The organism is Hyalangium ruber, assembly GCF_034259325.1.
Taxonomy (GTDB): domain Bacteria; phylum Myxococcota; class Myxococcia; order Myxococcales; family Myxococcaceae; genus Hyalangium_A; species Hyalangium_A rubrum.
The window spans coordinates 388,253-404,923 of sequence record NZ_JAXIVS010000004.1 but is presented as its reverse complement, the minus strand read 5'-3'; the positions used below and the strand labels follow the sequence as shown (position 1 = coordinate 404,923).

The 16,671-nt window shown below is 71.8% G+C and carries 15 protein-coding genes; 9 read left to right on the top strand and 6 right to left on the bottom strand.

Going from position 1 to position 16,671, the window contains the following annotated elements; all coding sequences use genetic code 11:
• Positions 1-3: 3 nt before the first annotated feature.
• The gene (locus SYV04_RS13860; protein ID WP_321546214.1) at positions 4-912 is read right to left on the bottom strand and encodes a DUF547 domain-containing protein; all 909 of its coding nucleotides are present in this window, start codon (positions 910-912) and stop codon (positions 4-6) included.
• A 77-nt stretch (positions 913-989) separates the two neighbouring features.
• Here SYV04_RS13860 and SYV04_RS13855 point away from each other — a divergent pair, with 77 nt between their 5' ends.
• Positions 990-2,036: a Rieske 2Fe-2S domain-containing protein gene (locus tag SYV04_RS13855; RefSeq protein WP_321546553.1), complete on the top strand. Its 1,047-nt coding sequence runs from the start codon at positions 990-992 to the stop codon at positions 2,034-2,036.
• Here SYV04_RS13855 and SYV04_RS13850 read toward each other — a convergent pair.
• Positions 2,018-3,439 carry a TolC family protein gene (locus SYV04_RS13850; RefSeq protein ID WP_321546213.1) on the bottom strand — a complete coding sequence of 474 codons (1,422 nt, stop codon included), beginning with the start codon at positions 3,437-3,439 and terminating at the stop codon, positions 2,018-2,020. The genes SYV04_RS13855 and SYV04_RS13850 overlap by 19 nt on opposite strands.
• A 184-nt stretch (positions 3,440-3,623) precedes the next feature.
• On the opposite strand from SYV04_RS13850, the gene SYV04_RS13845 reads away from it, so the two are divergent.
• Positions 3,624-4,163, top strand: a complete 540-nt coding sequence (locus SYV04_RS13845) for a MarR family winged helix-turn-helix transcriptional regulator (RefSeq protein WP_321546212.1) — start codon at positions 3,624-3,626, stop codon at positions 4,161-4,163.
• On the opposite strand, the gene SYV04_RS13840 is transcribed toward SYV04_RS13845, so the two are convergent.
• The 4 genes from SYV04_RS13840 to SYV04_RS13825 all read right to left on the bottom strand — a co-directional run bounded on the left by SYV04_RS13840 (position 4,160) and on the right by SYV04_RS13825 (position 7,176).
• A complete protein-coding gene (locus SYV04_RS13840; RefSeq protein WP_321546211.1) occupies positions 4,160-4,957 on the bottom strand; it encodes an energy transducer TonB in 798 nt (265 codons plus the stop codon). The genes SYV04_RS13845 and SYV04_RS13840 overlap by 4 nt on opposite strands.
• An 18-nt stretch (positions 4,958-4,975) precedes the next feature.
• Positions 4,976-5,419: an ExbD/TolR family protein gene (locus SYV04_RS13835; protein ID WP_321546210.1), complete on the bottom strand. Its 444-nt coding sequence runs from the start codon at positions 5,417-5,419 to the stop codon at positions 4,976-4,978.
• A 3-nt stretch (positions 5,420-5,422) separates the two neighbouring features.
• A complete protein-coding gene (locus SYV04_RS13830) occupies positions 5,423-6,127 on the bottom strand; it encodes a MotA/TolQ/ExbB proton channel family protein (RefSeq protein WP_321546209.1) in 705 nt (234 codons plus the stop codon).
• 266 nt (positions 6,128-6,393) lie between these two features.
• Positions 6,394-7,176: a class I SAM-dependent methyltransferase gene (locus tag SYV04_RS13825; protein ID WP_321546208.1), complete on the bottom strand. Its 783-nt coding sequence runs from the start codon at positions 7,174-7,176 to the stop codon at positions 6,394-6,396.
• Between the two features lie 121 nt (positions 7,177-7,297).
• Between SYV04_RS13825 and SYV04_RS13820 the strand changes: the two genes are divergently transcribed.
• Genes SYV04_RS13820 through SYV04_RS13790 form a run of 7 tightly spaced genes read left to right on the top strand, consistent with a single transcriptional unit; the run spans position 7,298 to position 16,668 of the window.
• Entirely contained in the window at positions 7,298-8,725 is a 1,428-nt protein-coding gene (locus SYV04_RS13820; protein WP_321546207.1) for a hypothetical protein, read from the top strand.
• A gap of 18 nt (positions 8,726-8,743) precedes the next feature.
• A complete protein-coding gene (locus SYV04_RS13815; protein WP_321546206.1) occupies positions 8,744-9,739 on the top strand; it encodes an AAA family ATPase in 996 nt (331 codons plus the stop codon).
• Positions 9,732-11,609, top strand: a complete 1,878-nt coding sequence (locus tag SYV04_RS13810; RefSeq protein ID WP_321546205.1) for a hypothetical protein — start codon at positions 9,732-9,734, stop codon at positions 11,607-11,609. Before SYV04_RS13815 ends, SYV04_RS13810 begins: the two co-directional genes overlap by 8 nt.
• A gap of 28 nt (positions 11,610-11,637) precedes the next feature.
• A complete protein-coding gene (locus SYV04_RS13805) occupies positions 11,638-12,618 on the top strand; it encodes an ABC transporter ATP-binding protein (RefSeq protein WP_321546204.1) in 981 nt (326 codons plus the stop codon).
• Entirely contained in the window at positions 12,615-14,093 is a 1,479-nt protein-coding gene (locus tag SYV04_RS13800; protein ID WP_321546203.1) for an ABC transporter permease, read from the top strand. Before SYV04_RS13805 ends, SYV04_RS13800 begins: the two co-directional genes overlap by 4 nt.
• Positions 14,090-14,950, top strand: coding sequence for a DUF58 domain-containing protein (locus SYV04_RS13795; protein ID WP_321546202.1), 861 nt, complete (start codon positions 14,090-14,092; stop codon positions 14,948-14,950). Before SYV04_RS13800 ends, SYV04_RS13795 begins: the two co-directional genes overlap by 4 nt.
• Complete coding sequence (locus tag SYV04_RS13790; RefSeq protein WP_321546201.1) at positions 14,947-16,668, top strand: BatA domain-containing protein; 1,722 nt, start codon at positions 14,947-14,949, stop codon at positions 16,666-16,668. The genes SYV04_RS13795 and SYV04_RS13790 overlap by 4 nt, the downstream gene beginning before the upstream one ends.
• Positions 16,669-16,671 lie beyond the last annotated feature (3 nt).

Genomic DNA, 16,671 nt, shown 5'->3' with positions numbered 1-16,671 from the left:
GGCTCAGGGCGTCGCCGTCCGGACCGGGCGCGCGGCGGCGTCCGGCAGGGCTCCGTCCTCGGGGACGTAGACGATCTGGCACTGGTCCAGCTTCACGCCGCACACCCGGTCCAGGTCTGCCCGGGTGTCGCAGCCGGGGCGGTCCGTACACGTGTCCGGCAGGAAGGCCCAGACGAACTGGAGCACGCTGCCGCGGCGGCCCGCCGGGAGCGCGGCGAGGAAGTCCGCCTGGTGCGTCTCGAAGACGCGGGACAGGTGCAGGGTGTTGCCCTCCAGCCGCACGTGACGCTTGTCGCCCACGTAGCGGCGGGCTGCGTCGTTGAGCTGCGAGTCCAGGAAGGCGGGCTCGAAGGGCGCCCCGTCCAGCAGCGGCCCGCCGCGCGTGCCTCGGAAGAGCGCCAGGTGGATGCGCGGATCGGCGAACTCCCGCAGGAGGACGCGGTGCTCCAGCGCCCACAGCGTCAGCCGCCGGCCTCCCACCGGCCACGAGCGGCCCCAGAAGAAGCGCCCCAGCCACGGCGCGTGTACGCTCTCGAGGTAGGGGTACTCGTCCACCAGCGATTGCAGCACCAGCGCGTGGTAGGCGTTGAGCCAGTAGGCCAGCGCATCCTCGGACTTGGGGAAGAGCTCTGGCCGCGAGCGTGGCGAGAAGCTGGCCAGCGAGTCCACGAAGGCGTCCAGCTCCTGGCGCTCCCGGCCGATGGCGGAGAAGTCCACGTCTCCGTCTGGCTTCACGTGCCGCAGCACCCGCGCGTAGCGCGCGTAGCTGAAGGGGGCCTCGGAGTCGGGCACGGAGGCGGGCAGCAGGCCGTTCGCATGGAACACGCCGCCCACCCCAAGCACGGCGGGGAGCACGAAGGCGGCCACCACGAGCAGCAGGCGTCGGCGTCGGCGGGGAGGGGGAGTGTCCACGGCCCTGGGAGTGTAACCTATTGGAGGGCGTTGCCCGGTCGGTCGGGCCTACTCCCAGGGGAGGTAGCGTGGCGAGCATGGAGCCGATGCCGGATGTGACGCGTTTCTTCCACCCCGTGCTGCCCGCTCGCTCGCTTCGCAAGAAGCCGGTGCGGGTGGAACTGGCGGGGCGCGCTTATGCCTTCTTCCGGGATGGGACGGGGCGCGCCGCGGCGCTGGCGGATGCGTGCCCGCACCGCTTCGCCCCGCTGTCGGCCGGCAAGGTCCGCCCGGATGGGCGGCTGGCGTGCCCGTACCATGGCTGGCACTTCGACGCGGAGGGCCAGGGCCGCAGCCCCAGCCAGCCGGACCTGAAGAAGTGCGACGCGCGCGCCTTCCAGGTCGTCGAACGCCACGGCTACCTGTGGCTGGCCTCGAAGGACACGCCGCTGTCGGCCTTCCCGGACTTCGCGCCCGAGGGCTTCGAGCTCACCGGCTCCTTCTCCATGCTCTTCCGCGCGCCGCTGCACGTGGCGCTCGACAACTTCAGCGAGGACGAGCACACCCCGTTCGTCCACACCCGCCTGGGCTGGGATGACCATGACACCGGCGCCATCGAGTTCTCCGCGGAGAACCACGAGGACCGGACGGAGGTGCGCTACCGCGCTCCCCAGCGTGCCAGCTCGCTCATCCGGCTGCTGATGCTCAAGCCCGGAGACTTCTTCCACAACGACTGGGTGACGCGCTTCGATCCGGTGCGTACCGGCTACACCATCTACTGGAGCGCGCCTTCCGGAGCGCCGCGCCCCTTCCTCCACCACTTCGCCATCTTCATGGTGCCGGAGACGCCTCGCACCACGCGCTTCCACGTCTTCGCGTTCCTGAAGCTCCAGGACCCGCGCTTCCGAGTCCTGATGCCCGTGGTGCGCATGGCCCAGCCCGTGCTCGCCTGGTTCGAGATCCGCGATGACGCGAACTTCATCCCGCTCGTCGCGGACACGCCGTACAGCCTCAAGGGCATGCGCCTGGGCAAGTACGACAAGCCCATCATCCACCAGCGCAAGCTCCTCGAGCGCATCTACTACGCGCAGGAGTCCGAAGGGGACGTGACGCCCATCGCCCGGGCTCAGGGCGCCGGCGGTTGAGTCGGCTGCGCCGGAGCGCTCTGGGAATTGGGGGCCAGCTGCGCGGGGGGCTCGGTGGGTGAGAAGGAGCCCACCGCCTTGAGCAGCCGCAGCGCCGCGAGCGAGGCCTGCAGCCGCTCCGCCACATCCCCTACCTCCGCCGCCGTGAGCGCCGCGTTGGCGTCCGCCACCTCCAGGTAGGTGGCCATGCCCTCCTTGAAGCTGATGTCCGTCAGCCGCTGGGACTCCCGCGCCAGCTCCAGCGCCTCGCTCGCCTTGGAGCGGTTGGCCAGCGCGCTCTCCAGCTCCAGTTGATTGCGCAGCACCTCCTCGCGCGCCCGGGCCTCCGCGCCCTCGCGCTGCGCCTCGGCCTCCGCCACCTTCGCCGACTGCTCCTTCAGCGTCGCCTCGCGCAGGCCGCCGTCCCAAATCGTCCACGAGGCCGACAGCGTCACCAGCCACGTCGTGGCCTCGCCCGTGAAGCCGCCCACGTTGCTCCATCGGTACGCTCCGGACAGCCCCACCGTCGGCAGGTAGGCGTACCAGGCCCCTCGGCGGTTCGTCTCCGCCAGCTCCTCGCCCTTGCGCGCGGCGGCCACGTCCGGCCGCTCCGTCAGCGCGTGCTGGAGCATCTCCTCTCCCTCCTGTCGCGGCTGCAGTGGCTCCGGCGGCGGCGCCAGCTCGAAGTCCGGGCCGCGCCCCAGCAGCGTGGCCAGCGCCAGCTTCGCGGACGCCAGCGCGTTGCGCGAGCGCAGCAGATCCTGCTCGGCGCGTGTCCGGTCCAGCTTCGCGCGCAGCAGCGCCACCCGCGTCACCGTGCCCGCATCGAAGCGCGCCTGGGTGTCCTTCTCCCGCGCCTGGTTCAGCTCCAGGAGCCGCGCCTGTGCCCGCAGGGACTCCTGCTGCGCCGCGGCCCCGTAGTACGCCTGCGCGACGATGAAGAGCACCTCCCGCCGCTGCGCCTCGGTGCTCAGCCGCGCCAGCTCCTCGGCCTGCGCCGCCGCCTGGATTCCCGCCCACAGCGTGGGGACGATGAGGGCCTGGCGGACCTCCAACTGCGCGTTGAGCGCGTTGAGCGGCTGGATGACCGCCTCCTCGAACTCGGTGGGGATGAGCGCCAGGTTGGTGGGCGTCCCTTCGGTATCGCCCGGCGCGCTGGTGGGCGCGCCCACGTCCCGGATGACGCTCACGGTGGGCAGGGAGATGCTGGCCTCGTCCGAGTTGCGCGTGTAGGCGCCGCTGGCGACGATGGTGGGCAGGTAGCCCGACCAGGCCTTGCGAGAGCTCTGCTCGGCCTGCGCCAGCCGGGCCCGCGCCGCCTTCAGGTCCGGGTTCTTGCGTTGGGCCTCGGCCAGCGCCTCGTCCAACGTGAGGACCGGAGTTGCCGTCGTCACCGCGAGCGCCAGCACCAGAAGGGGCGACATAGATCCTCCAAGGCCCGTGCCTACCTGGGCCGTCCTGCGTGAGCGGGGCGCATGGAACACACCCACTGCCTCCCTTGCCAGCACGAAACACCCACCCGGGTGCCTGGTTCCGCGCCAAGCTTGCAATGTTCAATTATTGAGAAGCTCAATTGTCCATGTGCATCCAGTGAATTACGATAGGGGCATGAGTGGGACGCAAGGGGATCGGTTGGAGTCGAAGCAGCGCGCGGAGGCGCCTCGGCCCGAGGAGGACCTGGCGCGCCAGGCCTGGGCGCCGCTGTTCGAAGTCATTCACGAGATGATGCGGCACTTCCCGGCCATCGCCTCCGAGTTCGAGCTGTCTCCGGTGCAGGCCCATGTGCTGCGCACGCTGGCGGAGGGGCCTCAGCCCATGAGCGTGCTGGCGGACTACCTGGCGTGTGACGCCTCCAACGTGACGGGCCTGGTGGACCGGCTGGAGGCACGCGGCCTGGTGGAGCGGCGCAGCGCCGAGCATGACCGGCGCGTGAAGTTGCTGGCCCTCACGGAGGCGGGCTGGGAACTGCGACAGCGGCTCATCGCCCGCCTGTCCCAGCCCCCCGAGGCCATCACCGGCCTGGCGCCCGCGGACCTGCGCGCGCTGCGTGACGTGATGCTGCGCGCCGTGCGGAACCTGGAGACCCGGCGGGCCGAGGCCCGCGCGGCCCCGACTCCGCCCCCCGCTCCAGCGCAGCGGGAGGGTTAGTCCAGCAGGAAGGTGTAGGCGTACTTCATCTCGGTGGAGACCTTCTCTCCGCCCTTGATGGCCGGCTTGAAGCGGAAGCGCCGGATGGCGTCCCGAGCCGCCTCGTTCAGCCCGTAGCCCGGGCCGGAGACGATCTTCGCGGCCACCACCTTGCCGTCGGGGTCCACGGTGATGGACAGCGTCACCGTGCCCTCGATGCCGGCGCGGCGCGCCTCCTCCGGGTAGGGAATCTTCACCTCGGAGAGCACGCTGGGCTCCGAGTCCACCTGGTAGATGGGCGTGTACTTGGGCGCCGCGTACTCCTTCACCTCCGTGGGCGCCTTGGCCGTCGGGTCCACCTTGCCGTAGGCGGTGTTGCCCACGGGCGCGGCGAAGCCGCCGGCGCTGGTGGTCGAGGACATGGAGATGCCCACCACGAGCGGCACCGGCTTGGTCGGCTGCGGCGGCGGCTCATTGGGAGGAGGCGGCGGGGGCGGCTCGTTGGGAGGCGGCGGGGGCGGCTTCTCCGCCTGGGCCACCTTGATGGGCGGCGGCTTGGGGGCCTTCACCTTGGGCGGCGGGGGCGGCTTGGGCTCTTCCTTGGGCGGCTCGGGCGGCGGGGGCGGAGGCTTCTGCACCTCCACCATCACCAGCTCCACCGGCTTCTGGGCGACGCTGACCGGACGATCCTTCAGCCGGCTGAGCGCCAGCAGCCCGAGGCCATGCAGCCCCACCGAGGCGAGCACGAACGCCATCACCCACCCCGAGGAGCGGGCGGGCGGCAGCGGCAATTCGTCGAGGACCTGCTGACTCATGGTGCGCGGCTCGTGTCCTTAAGGTCCCGCCGGCGCGGCCGCGGCGGGCGTGGGTGCGGCGTCCTTCTGGATGTTGAGGGCGAACTTGGCGATGCCCTGGCCCTTCACCACGTCGATGAGCCGCATCACCCGCCCGTACGGCAGCGCCTGGTCCGCGCTGATGATGGCGCGCGTGTCCTTGTCCTTGGTGACCGCCTCGGTCACCTTGCGCATCAGCTCGTCCTCGGGCACCTCGGCGCCGTCGAAGTAGAGCTTGCCGTCCTTGTCGATGACCACGTTGACCAGCCCCTGCACCGTCTCGCCGCCATTGGCCGCGCGGGGCAGATCCACCTCCACCGTCTCGCGGACGATGAAGTTGGCCGTCACCATGAAGATGATGAGCAGCACCAGCACGATGTCCACCAGCGGGGTGACGTTGATGCCGGTGATTTCGTCCTCATCCTCGTTCGCACCGCCGGCCATGGGCTACTTCCCCTCTCCGGCCGTGGCGCCCTTGCGCACTTCGGAGCGCAGGCTGCCCACCAGGGCGTAGCCCAGCGCGTTGGTGCGGCTGGTGAGCGTCTTGAGCTGGCGGTTGAAGATGTTGAAGGCCACCACCGCGGGGATGGCGACGGCCAGACCCACCGCCGTGGCCACGAGCGCCTCGGAGATGCCGCCCATCACCGTCTGCTGGATGGCGGCGCCCTTCACGTTGCTGGCGCCCAGGTCGTTGAAGGCCTTGATGATGCCGAGCACCGTGCCGAACAGCCCGATGAAGGGGGCGTTGTTGCCCAGGGTGCCCAGGAAGGACAGGTAGCGCTCGTACTGGGGGCGCTCGCGGGCGACGGTGGAGGCAATCACCTGCTCCACGGTGTCGGCGCCCTGGGAGGTGGAGGCCAGACCCTCGCGGATGACGGCCGCCTCCATGCCCTTCTTGCCCTCGATGGCCGAGCGCACGGCGTCGAACTCACCGCGGGCCAGGCGCACCGCCAGGGACTCCGAGTCGGACAGGCGGTGGGTGGTGAAGTAGACGGCGCGCTCGAGCATCAGCGCGAGGGAGAGCACGGACAGGATGACGAGGAGCCAGAGCACCCACTCGGCGCTGGTGAGGGTCACGCCGAGCAGCTTGCGGCTCAGCCACCCGAGCTGTTCGGGCGGCACGGCCTGGGCGAGGAGGGAGAGGGACGTCATGGATGCCTGAGAGGGAGAAGGGGCCGGCACAACACCGGCCGCGGGCGAAGATGTCACCTGACGGTTGCGTCACAGGCCTTTATAGGACCCAGGGCCTTATACGGAAGCGTCGCATGCATTCTTCTGCGGCCGCAAAAAGTCAAATCAATCGGCAGCTTGGCGCTCGACCCAGGGAGCGGCGCGGGCGCCCGTCGAGGAGACGGGCAGTCAGCCTCGGTTTCGCGCCTTCTAATGATGCGGGAGTCCCGGGTAGGGGGACGTAAGACCTAAGGAGTAGAGGGGCGTCGAGCGGTGACGAGGGGTTGGTAGAAGCCGCTGGCCTCGGGCAGGTGCCAGCGCACGTCACGGAAGCCGGCGGTGGTGAGGGCGCGCGTGAGCTCCTCGCGTCGCAGGGCCCGGTAGCGGGTGCGGGCGCTGGTGGTGCTCCACCCCGGGCCCTCGGGGCGGAGGATGAACTGCTCCACCTCGTAGCTCCGGCCATCGGCGGACCACGTCCACACCTGGAAGACGAGCCGCCGTGTCTCTCCCTCTCCGAGGACGCGGACGGGCGTGGGGACGGCCTCTCCGGGGCGGGGCTCGGCGGCGTCGTAGTCACGCGTGGTGGCGACGAGCAGGCCGCCGGGGCGCAGCACGGCGTGGAGGTGGTGCGCCGCCGCGCCGAGCTCCGAGTCCTCGAGCAGGTGGGGCAGGGCATTGTCGCAGCTCAGCACGGCGTCGAAGCGCTGGGAGATCTGCTCACTCAGGGTGCGGAGGTCCGCGACGGCGAGTCCCGCCAGGGTGAGGCCCGAGGCGGTGGCTTCTCGCTCGGCGCGGGCGATGGAGGCGGGGCTGATGTCCGAGGCGAAGACGCGATGCCCGAGCTCCGCGAGCCCGAGCGCCTGGGTGCCGATGCCGCAGCTGGCGTCCAGCACGTCCTTGGGCCCCTCGCCGAGCGCCTGACGGATCAGCCCGTCGAAGAGCGCTCCCTGTCGCGCCCGAGTGGCCGCCCAGTCGATGAAGAGGAGGTGATAGCCGTCCGCCAGCGTGTCGTAGAAGCCGGGCGTGTCCATGCGCGGAGTATGCCGCCAGAGGGCGAGCGGCGGGCCTGGGAGGCTTGTGGAACGGTGGCAGGGTGACCGACACTCTGTTCTGTCCATGGCTGTCAGTGAAGAACGCCGCTTTCAGGCTCTCGTGCTCGCGCCCGTGCGGCGTGTGCAGCGGCGTCTCAACGCCGTGGCCTGGGCCGAGGCGGGCATCGCCCCCGTGTGGGTCGCCGCCACGGTCTGCGTCGTCGCCCGGCTGCTCCTGCGCGAGGCCGCGCTGTGGGCCGTGCCGCTCTTCCTCGTGGCGGGCGGCGTGTGGTGGGGGATGCGGGCGCGCGTCCGTGGCGTCTCCCTGCAACAGGCGGCGGTGCTGGCGGATCGCTCGGCCAACGCTGGCGGGCTGTTGCTCACCCGGCTGGAGCGGCCCGTCGGAGAGTGGGAGCTGTCCGTCAACCAGTTCGCCCACGCGGTGAAGCCTCCCGAGGTGCGCTGGCGACGGCCCGTGGGCGCCCTGTTGGGCGCGCTCCTGTTCCTGGTCGTGGGCTTTCTGCTTCCCCTGCCGGCTCGTACCTTCCGCCCCATCAACGCCGCCGCCGCCGCCAAGGTCGCCGCCGTGCAGGCCAAGGCCGAGGCGCTCGCCAAGGAGGAGCCGCTGGGCGCCCCCATGGAGGAGGAGCTGCGGAGGCTGGCCGAAGAGGTCGCCGAGGGGCGCTTCGACGCCGCCGACTGGGAGGCCTCCGATGGGTTGGAGAAGCGGATGGCCGAGCGCGCCGCCGAGGCCGCCGCCGAGCTGGCCGGAGCCGCCGAGGCCGCCAAGGAGCTGGAGGACGCGCTGGGCGCCTCCGGAGAGGCGGAAGGGGCGTCCCGGGCCCGCGAGGAGCTGGAGCGGGCGCTGATGGCGCTCGGCGAGGGCGCGAAGGCCCCGGGCGAGGGTGGGGCGAACGGGGACATGAGCGACGGTGGGGTGGGGCCGGACGGGCAACAGGGCACGCAAGGCTCCCAGGGCTCCCAGGGTTCCCAGAGCGCACAGGCGAAGGCGCAGGCTGGCGGCAACCCGGATCAGATCTCGGAGCTGCGACGGACGTTGGAGCGTCGGCAGCAGCAGCTGGAGGACCGCTTCGGTCAGGGCAACCCCTCCATGCGCCAGGCGCGCGGTCGGCCCGGCTCGGGGCGGCAGCAGGGGCAGGGCAAGGGCAAGGGGCAGGGCCAGGGCCAAGAGGGAGAGGGGGAGGGCGAGGGACAGTCCGGCCAGAGCGGGCACGCCAGTCGCGGGGTGAAGGAGGGGAAGGGGGCGGGCACGGGGCGGGGTGGAGAGAGCCAGCCGCTGGTGTTCGGCGGCGAGGCGGAGATGGATCCCGATCGCCTCAAGTTCCAGGCGCTGCCCGAGGGGCAGGGCGGAGAGGCCAGTGAGCTGTGGGGGCTGAAGGCCGCGGACCCGGAGCGCGAGGGCGTCATGAGCACGCCTTCGTCCATCCGGGGTACGGGCGCGCAGGGGGAGGCGACACCGGGACACACTCCGGCGCCGCTGCTGCCGCGCAACCGCGACCTCGTGAAACGGTATTTTGGTGGCGAGTGAAACGAGAGGGGAGCCGACGTGTCTGAGCTTCTGAGCCCCGCCGAGGTGCAGGGGACGGCGGAGGTGGTGGGCCAGCTGAAGAAGGGCCTCAACCAGGTGCTGCTCGACCAAGAGACCGTCGTCGAGCAGGTGGTGACGGCGGTGCTCGCGCGAGGCCACGTGCTGCTCGAGGGCCTGCCGGGCCTGGGCAAGACGGAGCTGTGTAAGGCGCTCGCGCGGCTGCTGGGCCTGCCCTTCCGGCGCATCCAGTTCACTCCGGACCTGCTGCCCGGCGACATCACCGGCACCTATGTGATGGAGGGCGAGGGCCGCCGCGAGTTCACCTTCCGCGAGGGTCCCCTCTTCGCCAACGTCGTGCTGGCAGACGAGATCAACCGCTCCAGCCCCAAGACGCAGGCCGCGCTGCTCGAGGCCATGCAGGAGCGCAGCGTGACGGTGCTGGGGCAGACGCGGCCGCTGCCCGAGCCCTTCTTCGTGCTGGCCACCCAGAACCCCATCGAGCTGGAGGGCACCTACCCGCTGCCCGAGGCGCAGCTGGACCGCTTCCTGTTCCGCGTCCAGGTGGCGCCGGTGGGGGCCAAGACGCTCAGCGCCCTGCTCACCACGCGCGTGCGCGGCACGCCTCCGGTGCTGCCTGCGGTGCTGGACGCCGACAAGCTGGCGCGCCTGTTCTCCGCCGTGGACCGGGTACACCTGCCCGTGCCCGTGGCCGACTTCATCGGCCGGCTCGTGGAATCCACCGACCCCCGCCAGCCCCACGCCCCGGACACCGTGCGCCGCTTCGTCCGCTATGGGGCCTCGCCGCGCGCCGCGCTGGGCCTGGCCGCCGCGGGCCGGGCGCTGGCGCTGCTGCGGGGCAAGCCCAACGTGGGCTTCGATGAAGTCATCGCCTCGGCGCCGGCCGTGCTCAACCACCGGCTCGTGCTCGCCTACGAGGCCTCGCTGGAGAAGGTGACGTCCTCCGATGTCATCGGCGCCCTGTTGCAGGCAGTGCCCGAGGTGCCTCGTGCGTAGAGGCTTTAGTGGTGCCTGGGGGTTGCTGCTCGCGCTGCTCGTCTCCAGCGCGGGTTTGGCCCAGAGCCCTCCTGCCCCTCCTGCTCCCGCGCCCGCGTCGCCCCAGGAGGAGCTGACCGAGGAGCTGCTGCTCGAGGAGGTGCCGGATGCGGGCACCGAGGAGCTCGTGGAGACGGAGGCGACCGCCGTCGAGGCACCGGTGGCAGAGGTGCCCGAAGAGGAGGAGCCGCGGCCCTCGGGCTATGCCGACTCGACCGGCAATCTGGAGAACCTCGATGACGCGGATGGGCTGCGCGTGTCGGTCCGCGCCGGCACCCTGCGCGCCGAGCGCGGCTACACGCCCGTCGAGGTGGTGCTGCAGAACAGCGACAACGTGCCACGCCCGGTGCAGCTCTCCTTCCGAGGCTATGGCTCGGGTTCTCCCACCACCCGGCGCGCGCTGGAGCTGGCACCTCGCCAGCGGCTCACCACGCACCTGCTCGTCCCCGCCGCCGTGCAGTCCGGCACCTTCTCGGTGGAAGGCCCCAACCTGCGCACGCGCACCGCGGGCGTGTACTTGGATGACCCCAGCGCCACCTCCACGCTGGTGCTGGGCGCCTCCAAGGCGTTCGAGGCGAGCACCGGCATGGGCCGCTCCGACGACAACAGCCCTCCGCAGGTGAACACCCGCTTCCTCTCCGCGCAGGATGCGCCGCGCGAGCTGGCCGCCTACGTGGGCTACGACGTGGTGATGGTGACGGAGGAGGCGACCTCGGTTCCGGCGGATGTCTGGGCCGTGCTGGAGAACTACGCCGCGTTGGGCGGAGCGCTCCTCCTGGCCAAGCCTCCGCGCGACGTGGGGCAGCGCCTGCCGATGCTCCCCGAGCGCCCCGCCTCCAAGGAGTGGAACGCGTACGGCTTCGGCGGGGTGTACCTGTGCCAGGACGGGCCGGCGAACTGTGCCCTGGCGCTGTCCGCGGTGAGCGCTGAGTCGGCGCCGCCGCTGCACGCGGTGGGGCCGGCGCCGCGCTGGGAGACGAGCCGCGCCGCCCTGCGCGGTGGCGAGTCGCCGCTGCTCCCCAACGCCCTGGCTCCGGTGGGGCGCTTCCTGGTGCTCATCTTCCTGTTCTCGCTGGTGGTGGGGCCCGGAGGGTTGATCCTCGCGCGGCGCAAGGGGCCCGCGGCCATGCTGATCGGCGTGCCCGCGGTGGCGATCGTCACCTGCCTGCTCATCATCGGTGACTCGCTGCTGGGGGACGGCTTCGTCACCCACTCCTCGCGCTACAGCTACACCTTCCTGGATCGGCCGAGGGACCGGGCCATCACCTCCGCCGTGGCGGGCTACTACGCGAACCTCGCCTCGGAGAAGGTGCAGATGCCCTCCATGGGCGTGCTGCTGGCGCCGGGAGACGTGGACGAGTGGACGGTGGAGGTGGACTGGGCGGGGGGCGGCATGGTGGCGGACGGCTTCTTGCCCTCCCGCACCTATACGGAGTGGGGAGAGCTGGCGGTGGTGCCGACGCGGGCGCGCCTGGTGGTGCGCCGCGAGGGGGCCGGGGTACGGGTGCAGAACGCGCTCGGCGCGCCCATCGAGTCGGGCGCCATCCAGGTGGCGGGCAAGCGCTATCTCCTGCGTGAGCTGGCCGATGGGGCCGAGACGCTGGTCACCGAGGTGCTCCGGGAGGCCGTGGAAGAGCCCATCGATAAACATGTGGCCCCGCCCGTCGGCATGAAGCGCCGGACCCAGGAGCTGGAGGACTTCACCCGAGCGCTGCCCGACCAGAGCTTCGTGGTCCGGCTGGGCGGCCGAGGCTTCGCGCCGCTGGCCTCGCTGCCGGTGGAGATGCACGAGGGCGTCCACTTCGTGCGAGGGCAGGTGGACGGACCATGAACGGGCCGAGACGCGGAGAGGTGCGGGGATGAGCCTGCTTCAGGTGAAGGGGCTGCGGCGCGACTACGGCGCGCTGCGCGCGGTGGATGACGTGTCCTTCGAGCTGGCGGCGGGCACCATCCTGGGCTTCATCGGGCCCAACGGCGCGGGCAAGAGCACCACCATGCGCATCATCGCCACGCTGGACACACCCACGGCGGGCGAGGTGCTGCTGGACGGCAAGTCGCTGGTGGACTCGCCGGACCTGGCCCGGCCGCTCATCGGCTACATGCCGGACCGGTACGGCACCTATGACGACATCACCGTCTGGGAGTTCCTCGACTTCTTCGCCCGGGCCTATGGGCTCAAGGGCGCCGAGCGCACCAGGCGCGTGGCCTCCGTCATGGAGTTCACGGGGCTGGTGCCGCTGAAGGACAAGCTCACCAGCGCGCTGTCCAAGGGCATGAAGCAGCGCGTGGCGTTGGGGCGCACGCTGCTGCATGACCCCAAGCTGCTCATCCTCGACGAGCCGGCCGATGGCCTGGACCCGCGCGCCCGCATCGAGCTGCGAGAGCTGCTGCGGGCGCTGGCCGACCAGGGCAAGGCGGTCCTCATCTCCAGCCACATCCTCACGGAGCTGGCGGAGATCTGCGACACGTGCGCCATCATCGAGCAAGGGCGGCTGCTGGCCACGGGCAAGGTGGCGGACCTGCTGGCGCAGAGCCATGCGGGCGAGGCGGCGGAGCTGACCATCCGCCTGGCGCCGGGGGCGGAAGGAGAGACGGTGTACGAGCGCGCCGAGCGGCTGCTGCTGGAGCAGCCTCGGGTGGCGCAGGTGACGCGCGAGCCGGGGCTGGTGCGGGTGCGGCTGGAATTGGAGCCGGGCTCCACGCGGGTGCAGGTGGATGAGGCGGCGGCGCGGCTGCTGGCGGCGCTGGTGGGGGCGGGCCTGCCGGTGTGCGCCTTCAGCCACCGCGAGCTGAACCTCGAGGATGCCTTCATGACCGTGACGAAGGGGAGGGTGGCGTGAGCGCGAGCGTGGAGGCGGCGGCGCGGGCTCCGCTGGGCGAGCGGCTGGGAGACCGCATCAACCCGCTGGTGGTGAAGGAGATCCGCCAGGGACTGCGCACCCGCGTCTTCTGGGTGTGCTTCGGGCTGATGCTGCTCGCGTGCCTGCTGCTGTCGCTGATGGCGTACGCGGACGTGCGGGACGGCGGCTACCAGCCTCGGGGGCAGACGTACTTCTTCACCTACTTCGTGTGCCTGGGGCTGGTGCATTTCTTCGTCATCCCCTACAGCGCCTACCGCTCGCTGGCGCGCGAGCGCGAGGACGAGACGTGGGTGCTGCTGGCGCTCACGGGGCTGGGGCCCCGGCGCATCCTTCGCGGCAAGGTGACGTCCTTCCTGGCGCAGGCGGTGCTGTACGCCTCGGCGGTGGGGCCCTTCCTGCTGTTCAGCTACTACCTCAACGGCATCGACCTGCCGACCATCCTCGTGGTGCTGGCGCTGGGGGCCGCGTGGCTGGTGTTCCTCACGGTGCTGGGGGTGTGCGCGGCGACGCTGGCCGACGGGCGGCTGGGGCGCGCCTTCGTCCACTTCGTGGTGCTGGGCTTGCTGGCGGGAGGCGTGGTGCAGGGGCTGGTCGGGGCCTTCGCCATCAGCGATGGCGGCTCGCGGCTGATGCGCGACAATGACTTCCCCTACGTCATCAGCGTGGCGCTGTGGCTGATGCTCGGCTACGGGTGGCTGCTCTTCGAGACGGCGGCGGCGCGGCTCTCACTCATTACGGAGGACTACTCGCGAGGGCCCCGGCGCGCGCTCGCCCTGCAGATGCTGCTCAGCGCGGTGGGGGTGACGATCATCTGGTGGGCGCAGGGGCAGGAGCGGACCGTGGCCGCCGTGTCGGGGGTGGTCGGCAGCCTGCACCTGACGCTGGTGGGCCTGTTTCTCATCTCCGATGTGGACGGGCAGGCCCGCGCGCTCCGGGTGAGCACGCGCCCATGGAGCCTGCTGCGGCCCGGGGCGGTGCGCGGCTTCCGGCTCGTGGTGCTGCTGTTCATGGGCTGGGCGCTCTTCTGCACCGCGCTGCACCTGAGCTCCTCGGATACGCGGGACACCTGGCAGTCGATGCTCTTCGCCACCGTCGCCGCGGCGGCCTACCCCGTCCTCTTCTTCTCGGTGGCGCTGCTGGTGGCGAAGATGCCGAAGTCGGACCGGCTGTCCTCTCCGGTGGCGGTGCGCATCCTCTTCATCTCGCTGGCGGGCCTGACCAGCGTGGTGTTTCCGTTGGTGGCCCTGCTGGCGGACGTGTCGGTGGATGATCCGATCATCAACCTGCTCAACCCCATCGTGGGCCTGGTCAACTTCGGCTCGTACGAATACAGCGCGGGCCGGCCGAAGATGAACGTGGAGATGCTCCTCTTCATCTGCGTGGTGGCGGGGCTGTCCGCCTTCGCGGCGGACCGGGCTCTCGTGGAACGCGAGCGGAGGATCCACGCCTCGTGAGTGCCGGGGCGGACGAGAGCGAGGTGGCGAGGTTGGCGCCGGGGCTCACCCTGGCGCTGCCGCGCGTGCCTCACCGGGGGCGGGTGGGCGAGGTGCGCGCCAGCTCCGCGGGTGCCTCGCTGGAGCTGCACGACTTCCGCACCTACCAGCCGGGCGATGACCTGCGGCAGGTGGACTGGAACGCGGTGGCGCGCACGGGCGAGATGATCCTCCGGGTGCGGCAGGACGAGGTGTCCCCGCGCGTGGAGGTGCTGGTGGACGCCTCGCGCTCGGTGGCGCTCAGCCCGACGAAGGAGGCGCGGGCCCGGGAGGTGGCGCTGCTGGCCGTGGAGGTGGGCGCGCTGCAGGGGCTGACGCCCACGCTGCTCACCTCGGGCGCGCGTCCGGAGCGGGCCCAGGGGGCGGTGTGCCGCTCGGCCCTGCGGGCGTCCGCCTTCGACGCGAGGGATGACCTGGCCGCGGCGCTGGGACGGATGCCGCCGCTGCGCCCGTGTGGCCTGCGGGTGGTGGTGAGCGACTTCCTCTTCGAGGCGGACCTGGCGGGGTTGGTGGCGCGGCTGTCGCGTGGGGCCTCGGCGCTCTTCCTGGCGCAGGTGCTGGACGCGGAGGACCTGGAGCCCTCGGGTGGCGAGGGGGCGCGGCTGGTGGACGCGGAGAGCGGCGCGGCGCTGGAGGAGCTGCTCACCGAGGACGTGCTGGCCGCCTACGCGCGCCGCTTCGCCGAGCACCAGCGCGCGCTGCGGACGGCGGCGGTGCGGGCGCGGGCCACGTTGATGACGCTGCCGGCGGCGGAGTCGCTGCGGGCGCTGGTGAGAGGTCCGCTGAGGCCGCTGTTCCTCGCGGGAGGCGGCGCGTGAGCTTCGGCTTCCCATGGGGGTTGCTGGCGCTGGGCGCGCTGGCGCCACTGGTGGCGGCGTACTTCCTGCGGCGGCGGCAGAAGCCCGTCACCGTGAGCGCGCTCTTCCTGTGGCGCACGCCGCGCCCGCGCGCGGAGGCGGGCCCGCGCTTCGAGCGCTTCACCCGGGAGGCCTCGCTGCTGCTGGAGGCGCTGGCGGTCATCGCGGCGGCGCTCTTCCTGGCGGACGTGCGCTTGAGCGAGGACACGCGGGCGCGGCACGTGGTGTTGGTGGTGGACGGAAGCCTCTCGCTCTCGGCGCGAGGGCCGGACGGGGTGACGGTGCTGGAGCGCGTGCGGCGCGAGGCGGCCCGGCGGGTGGAGGAGGAGCGCGCCACGCGGGTGACGGTGCTGGCCAGTGGGCCCACGCCGCGAGCGCTGGCGGGGCCGGAGGCGGAGCCCTCGCGAGCGCTGGCGGCGCTGGAGTCCTTCCAGGCGCTGGGCGCGGACCACGACGCGACGGCCACGCTGTTGTGGGCGCAGGAGCTGGCGGGGCCGGGACGGCGGGTACACTTCCTCACGGACGCGATGCCCGCGGAGGGGCAGGTGGTGCCGCCGGCGGTGGAGTGGACGGCGCTGGGGGCTCCCCGGGACAACGTGGCGCTGGTGTCGGCGCAGCGGCGGGATGAGGGCCAGAAGGCCACGGTGACACTGCGGGTGGCACGCCTGGGCGGGCCGGAGACGGTGGAGGTGCGGCTGCGCGCGGAGCCGGGCCCGGGAGCCAAGGAGGGCACGGAGCAGCGCGAGGTGGTGAAACTGCCCGCGGAGGGAGCGGCGACGGTGCGCCTCACCTTCGAGAACGCGGGAGACGTGGAGGTGCTGTTGCCACCGGACGCGCTGCCGGAGGATGGGCAGGCGCGGCTGGTGCCTTCGGCGGTGCGCCCGGTGCGGGTGGCATTGGCGGAGGGATTGGATGCCCAGGCCCGTCAGGCGATGGAGCGCTTCCTGGCGGTGGCGCAGGATGTGGAGACGGCGGCGGGAGAGGGCACGCTGCTCATCGGTCCGAAGGGAACGGATGCGTGGGTGACGGTGGGAGCGGGCGGCAAGCTGCGGACGTTCCTGGGCCCGTTCTTCTCGGAGAAGGGCCACCCGCTGCTGGACGACGTGCAGCTGGGCGGAGTGCGGTGGACGGCGGGAGACAACCCGCCGGGACGTGCGCTCATCACGGCGGGAGACACGGTGCTGTTGTCCGAGGAGGAGGGGCGTGTACACCTCAACCTGGAGCTGTCTCGCTCCAACCTCCAGCGGACGCCAGCGTGGCCGGTGCTCCTGGGCAACGTGCTGCGCGAGGCACGGCGCGCGAAGGAGGGCTTTGCCCGGCGGCAGCTCACGTTGGGCGAGCCACTGCCGGTGGTGACGGAGCCGGGGGCGCGCTACACACTGGTGGGCCCGCTGGGAGAGAAGCCGGTGTTCGGAGCGGGAGCACTCACCCTGCCGGCGCCGTTGGTGCCGGGCCGCTACACGCTGGAGCGGGACGGTGAGCCAGTGGATGTGACGGAGGTGCTGGCGCTGGACGCGCGCGAGTCGGACCTGCGCGGGCGAGGCAGCGGCGAGCGCAAGGCGGATGCGGAGGAGACGGATGCGGAGAGCGCGGGAGGCTCACCGGGCCGGGCTCGCTGGCCACTGCTGGTGCTGCTCGGAGCGCTGCTGACGGACTTCTACGTGACGCGGCGGAAGTAGGCG

Coding starts and splice junctions, on each gene's coding strand:
- SYV04_RS13840 (WP_321546211.1), bottom strand. CDS start 4,957: ATGAGTCAGCAGGTCCTCGACGAATTGCCGCTGCCGCCCGCCCGCTCC.
- SYV04_RS13835 (WP_321546210.1), bottom strand. CDS start 5,419: ATGGCCGGCGGTGCGAACGAGGATGAGGACGAAATCACCGGCATCAAC.
- SYV04_RS13845 (WP_321546212.1), top strand. CDS start 3,624: ATGAGTGGGACGCAAGGGGATCGGTTGGAGTCGAAGCAGCGCGCGGAG.
- SYV04_RS13825 (WP_321546208.1), bottom strand. CDS start 7,176: ATGGACACGCCCGGCTTCTACGACACGCTGGCGGACGGCTATCACCTC.
- SYV04_RS13850 (WP_321546213.1), bottom strand. CDS start 3,439: ATGTCGCCCCTTCTGGTGCTGGCGCTCGCGGTGACGACGGCAACTCCG.
- SYV04_RS13805 (WP_321546204.1), top strand. CDS start 11,638: ATGAGCCTGCTTCAGGTGAAGGGGCTGCGGCGCGACTACGGCGCGCTG.
- SYV04_RS13830 (WP_321546209.1), bottom strand. CDS start 6,127: ATGACGTCCCTCTCCCTCCTCGCCCAGGCCGTGCCGCCCGAACAGCTC.
- SYV04_RS13855 (WP_321546553.1), top strand. CDS start 990: ATGGAGCCGATGCCGGATGTGACGCGTTTCTTCCACCCCGTGCTGCCC.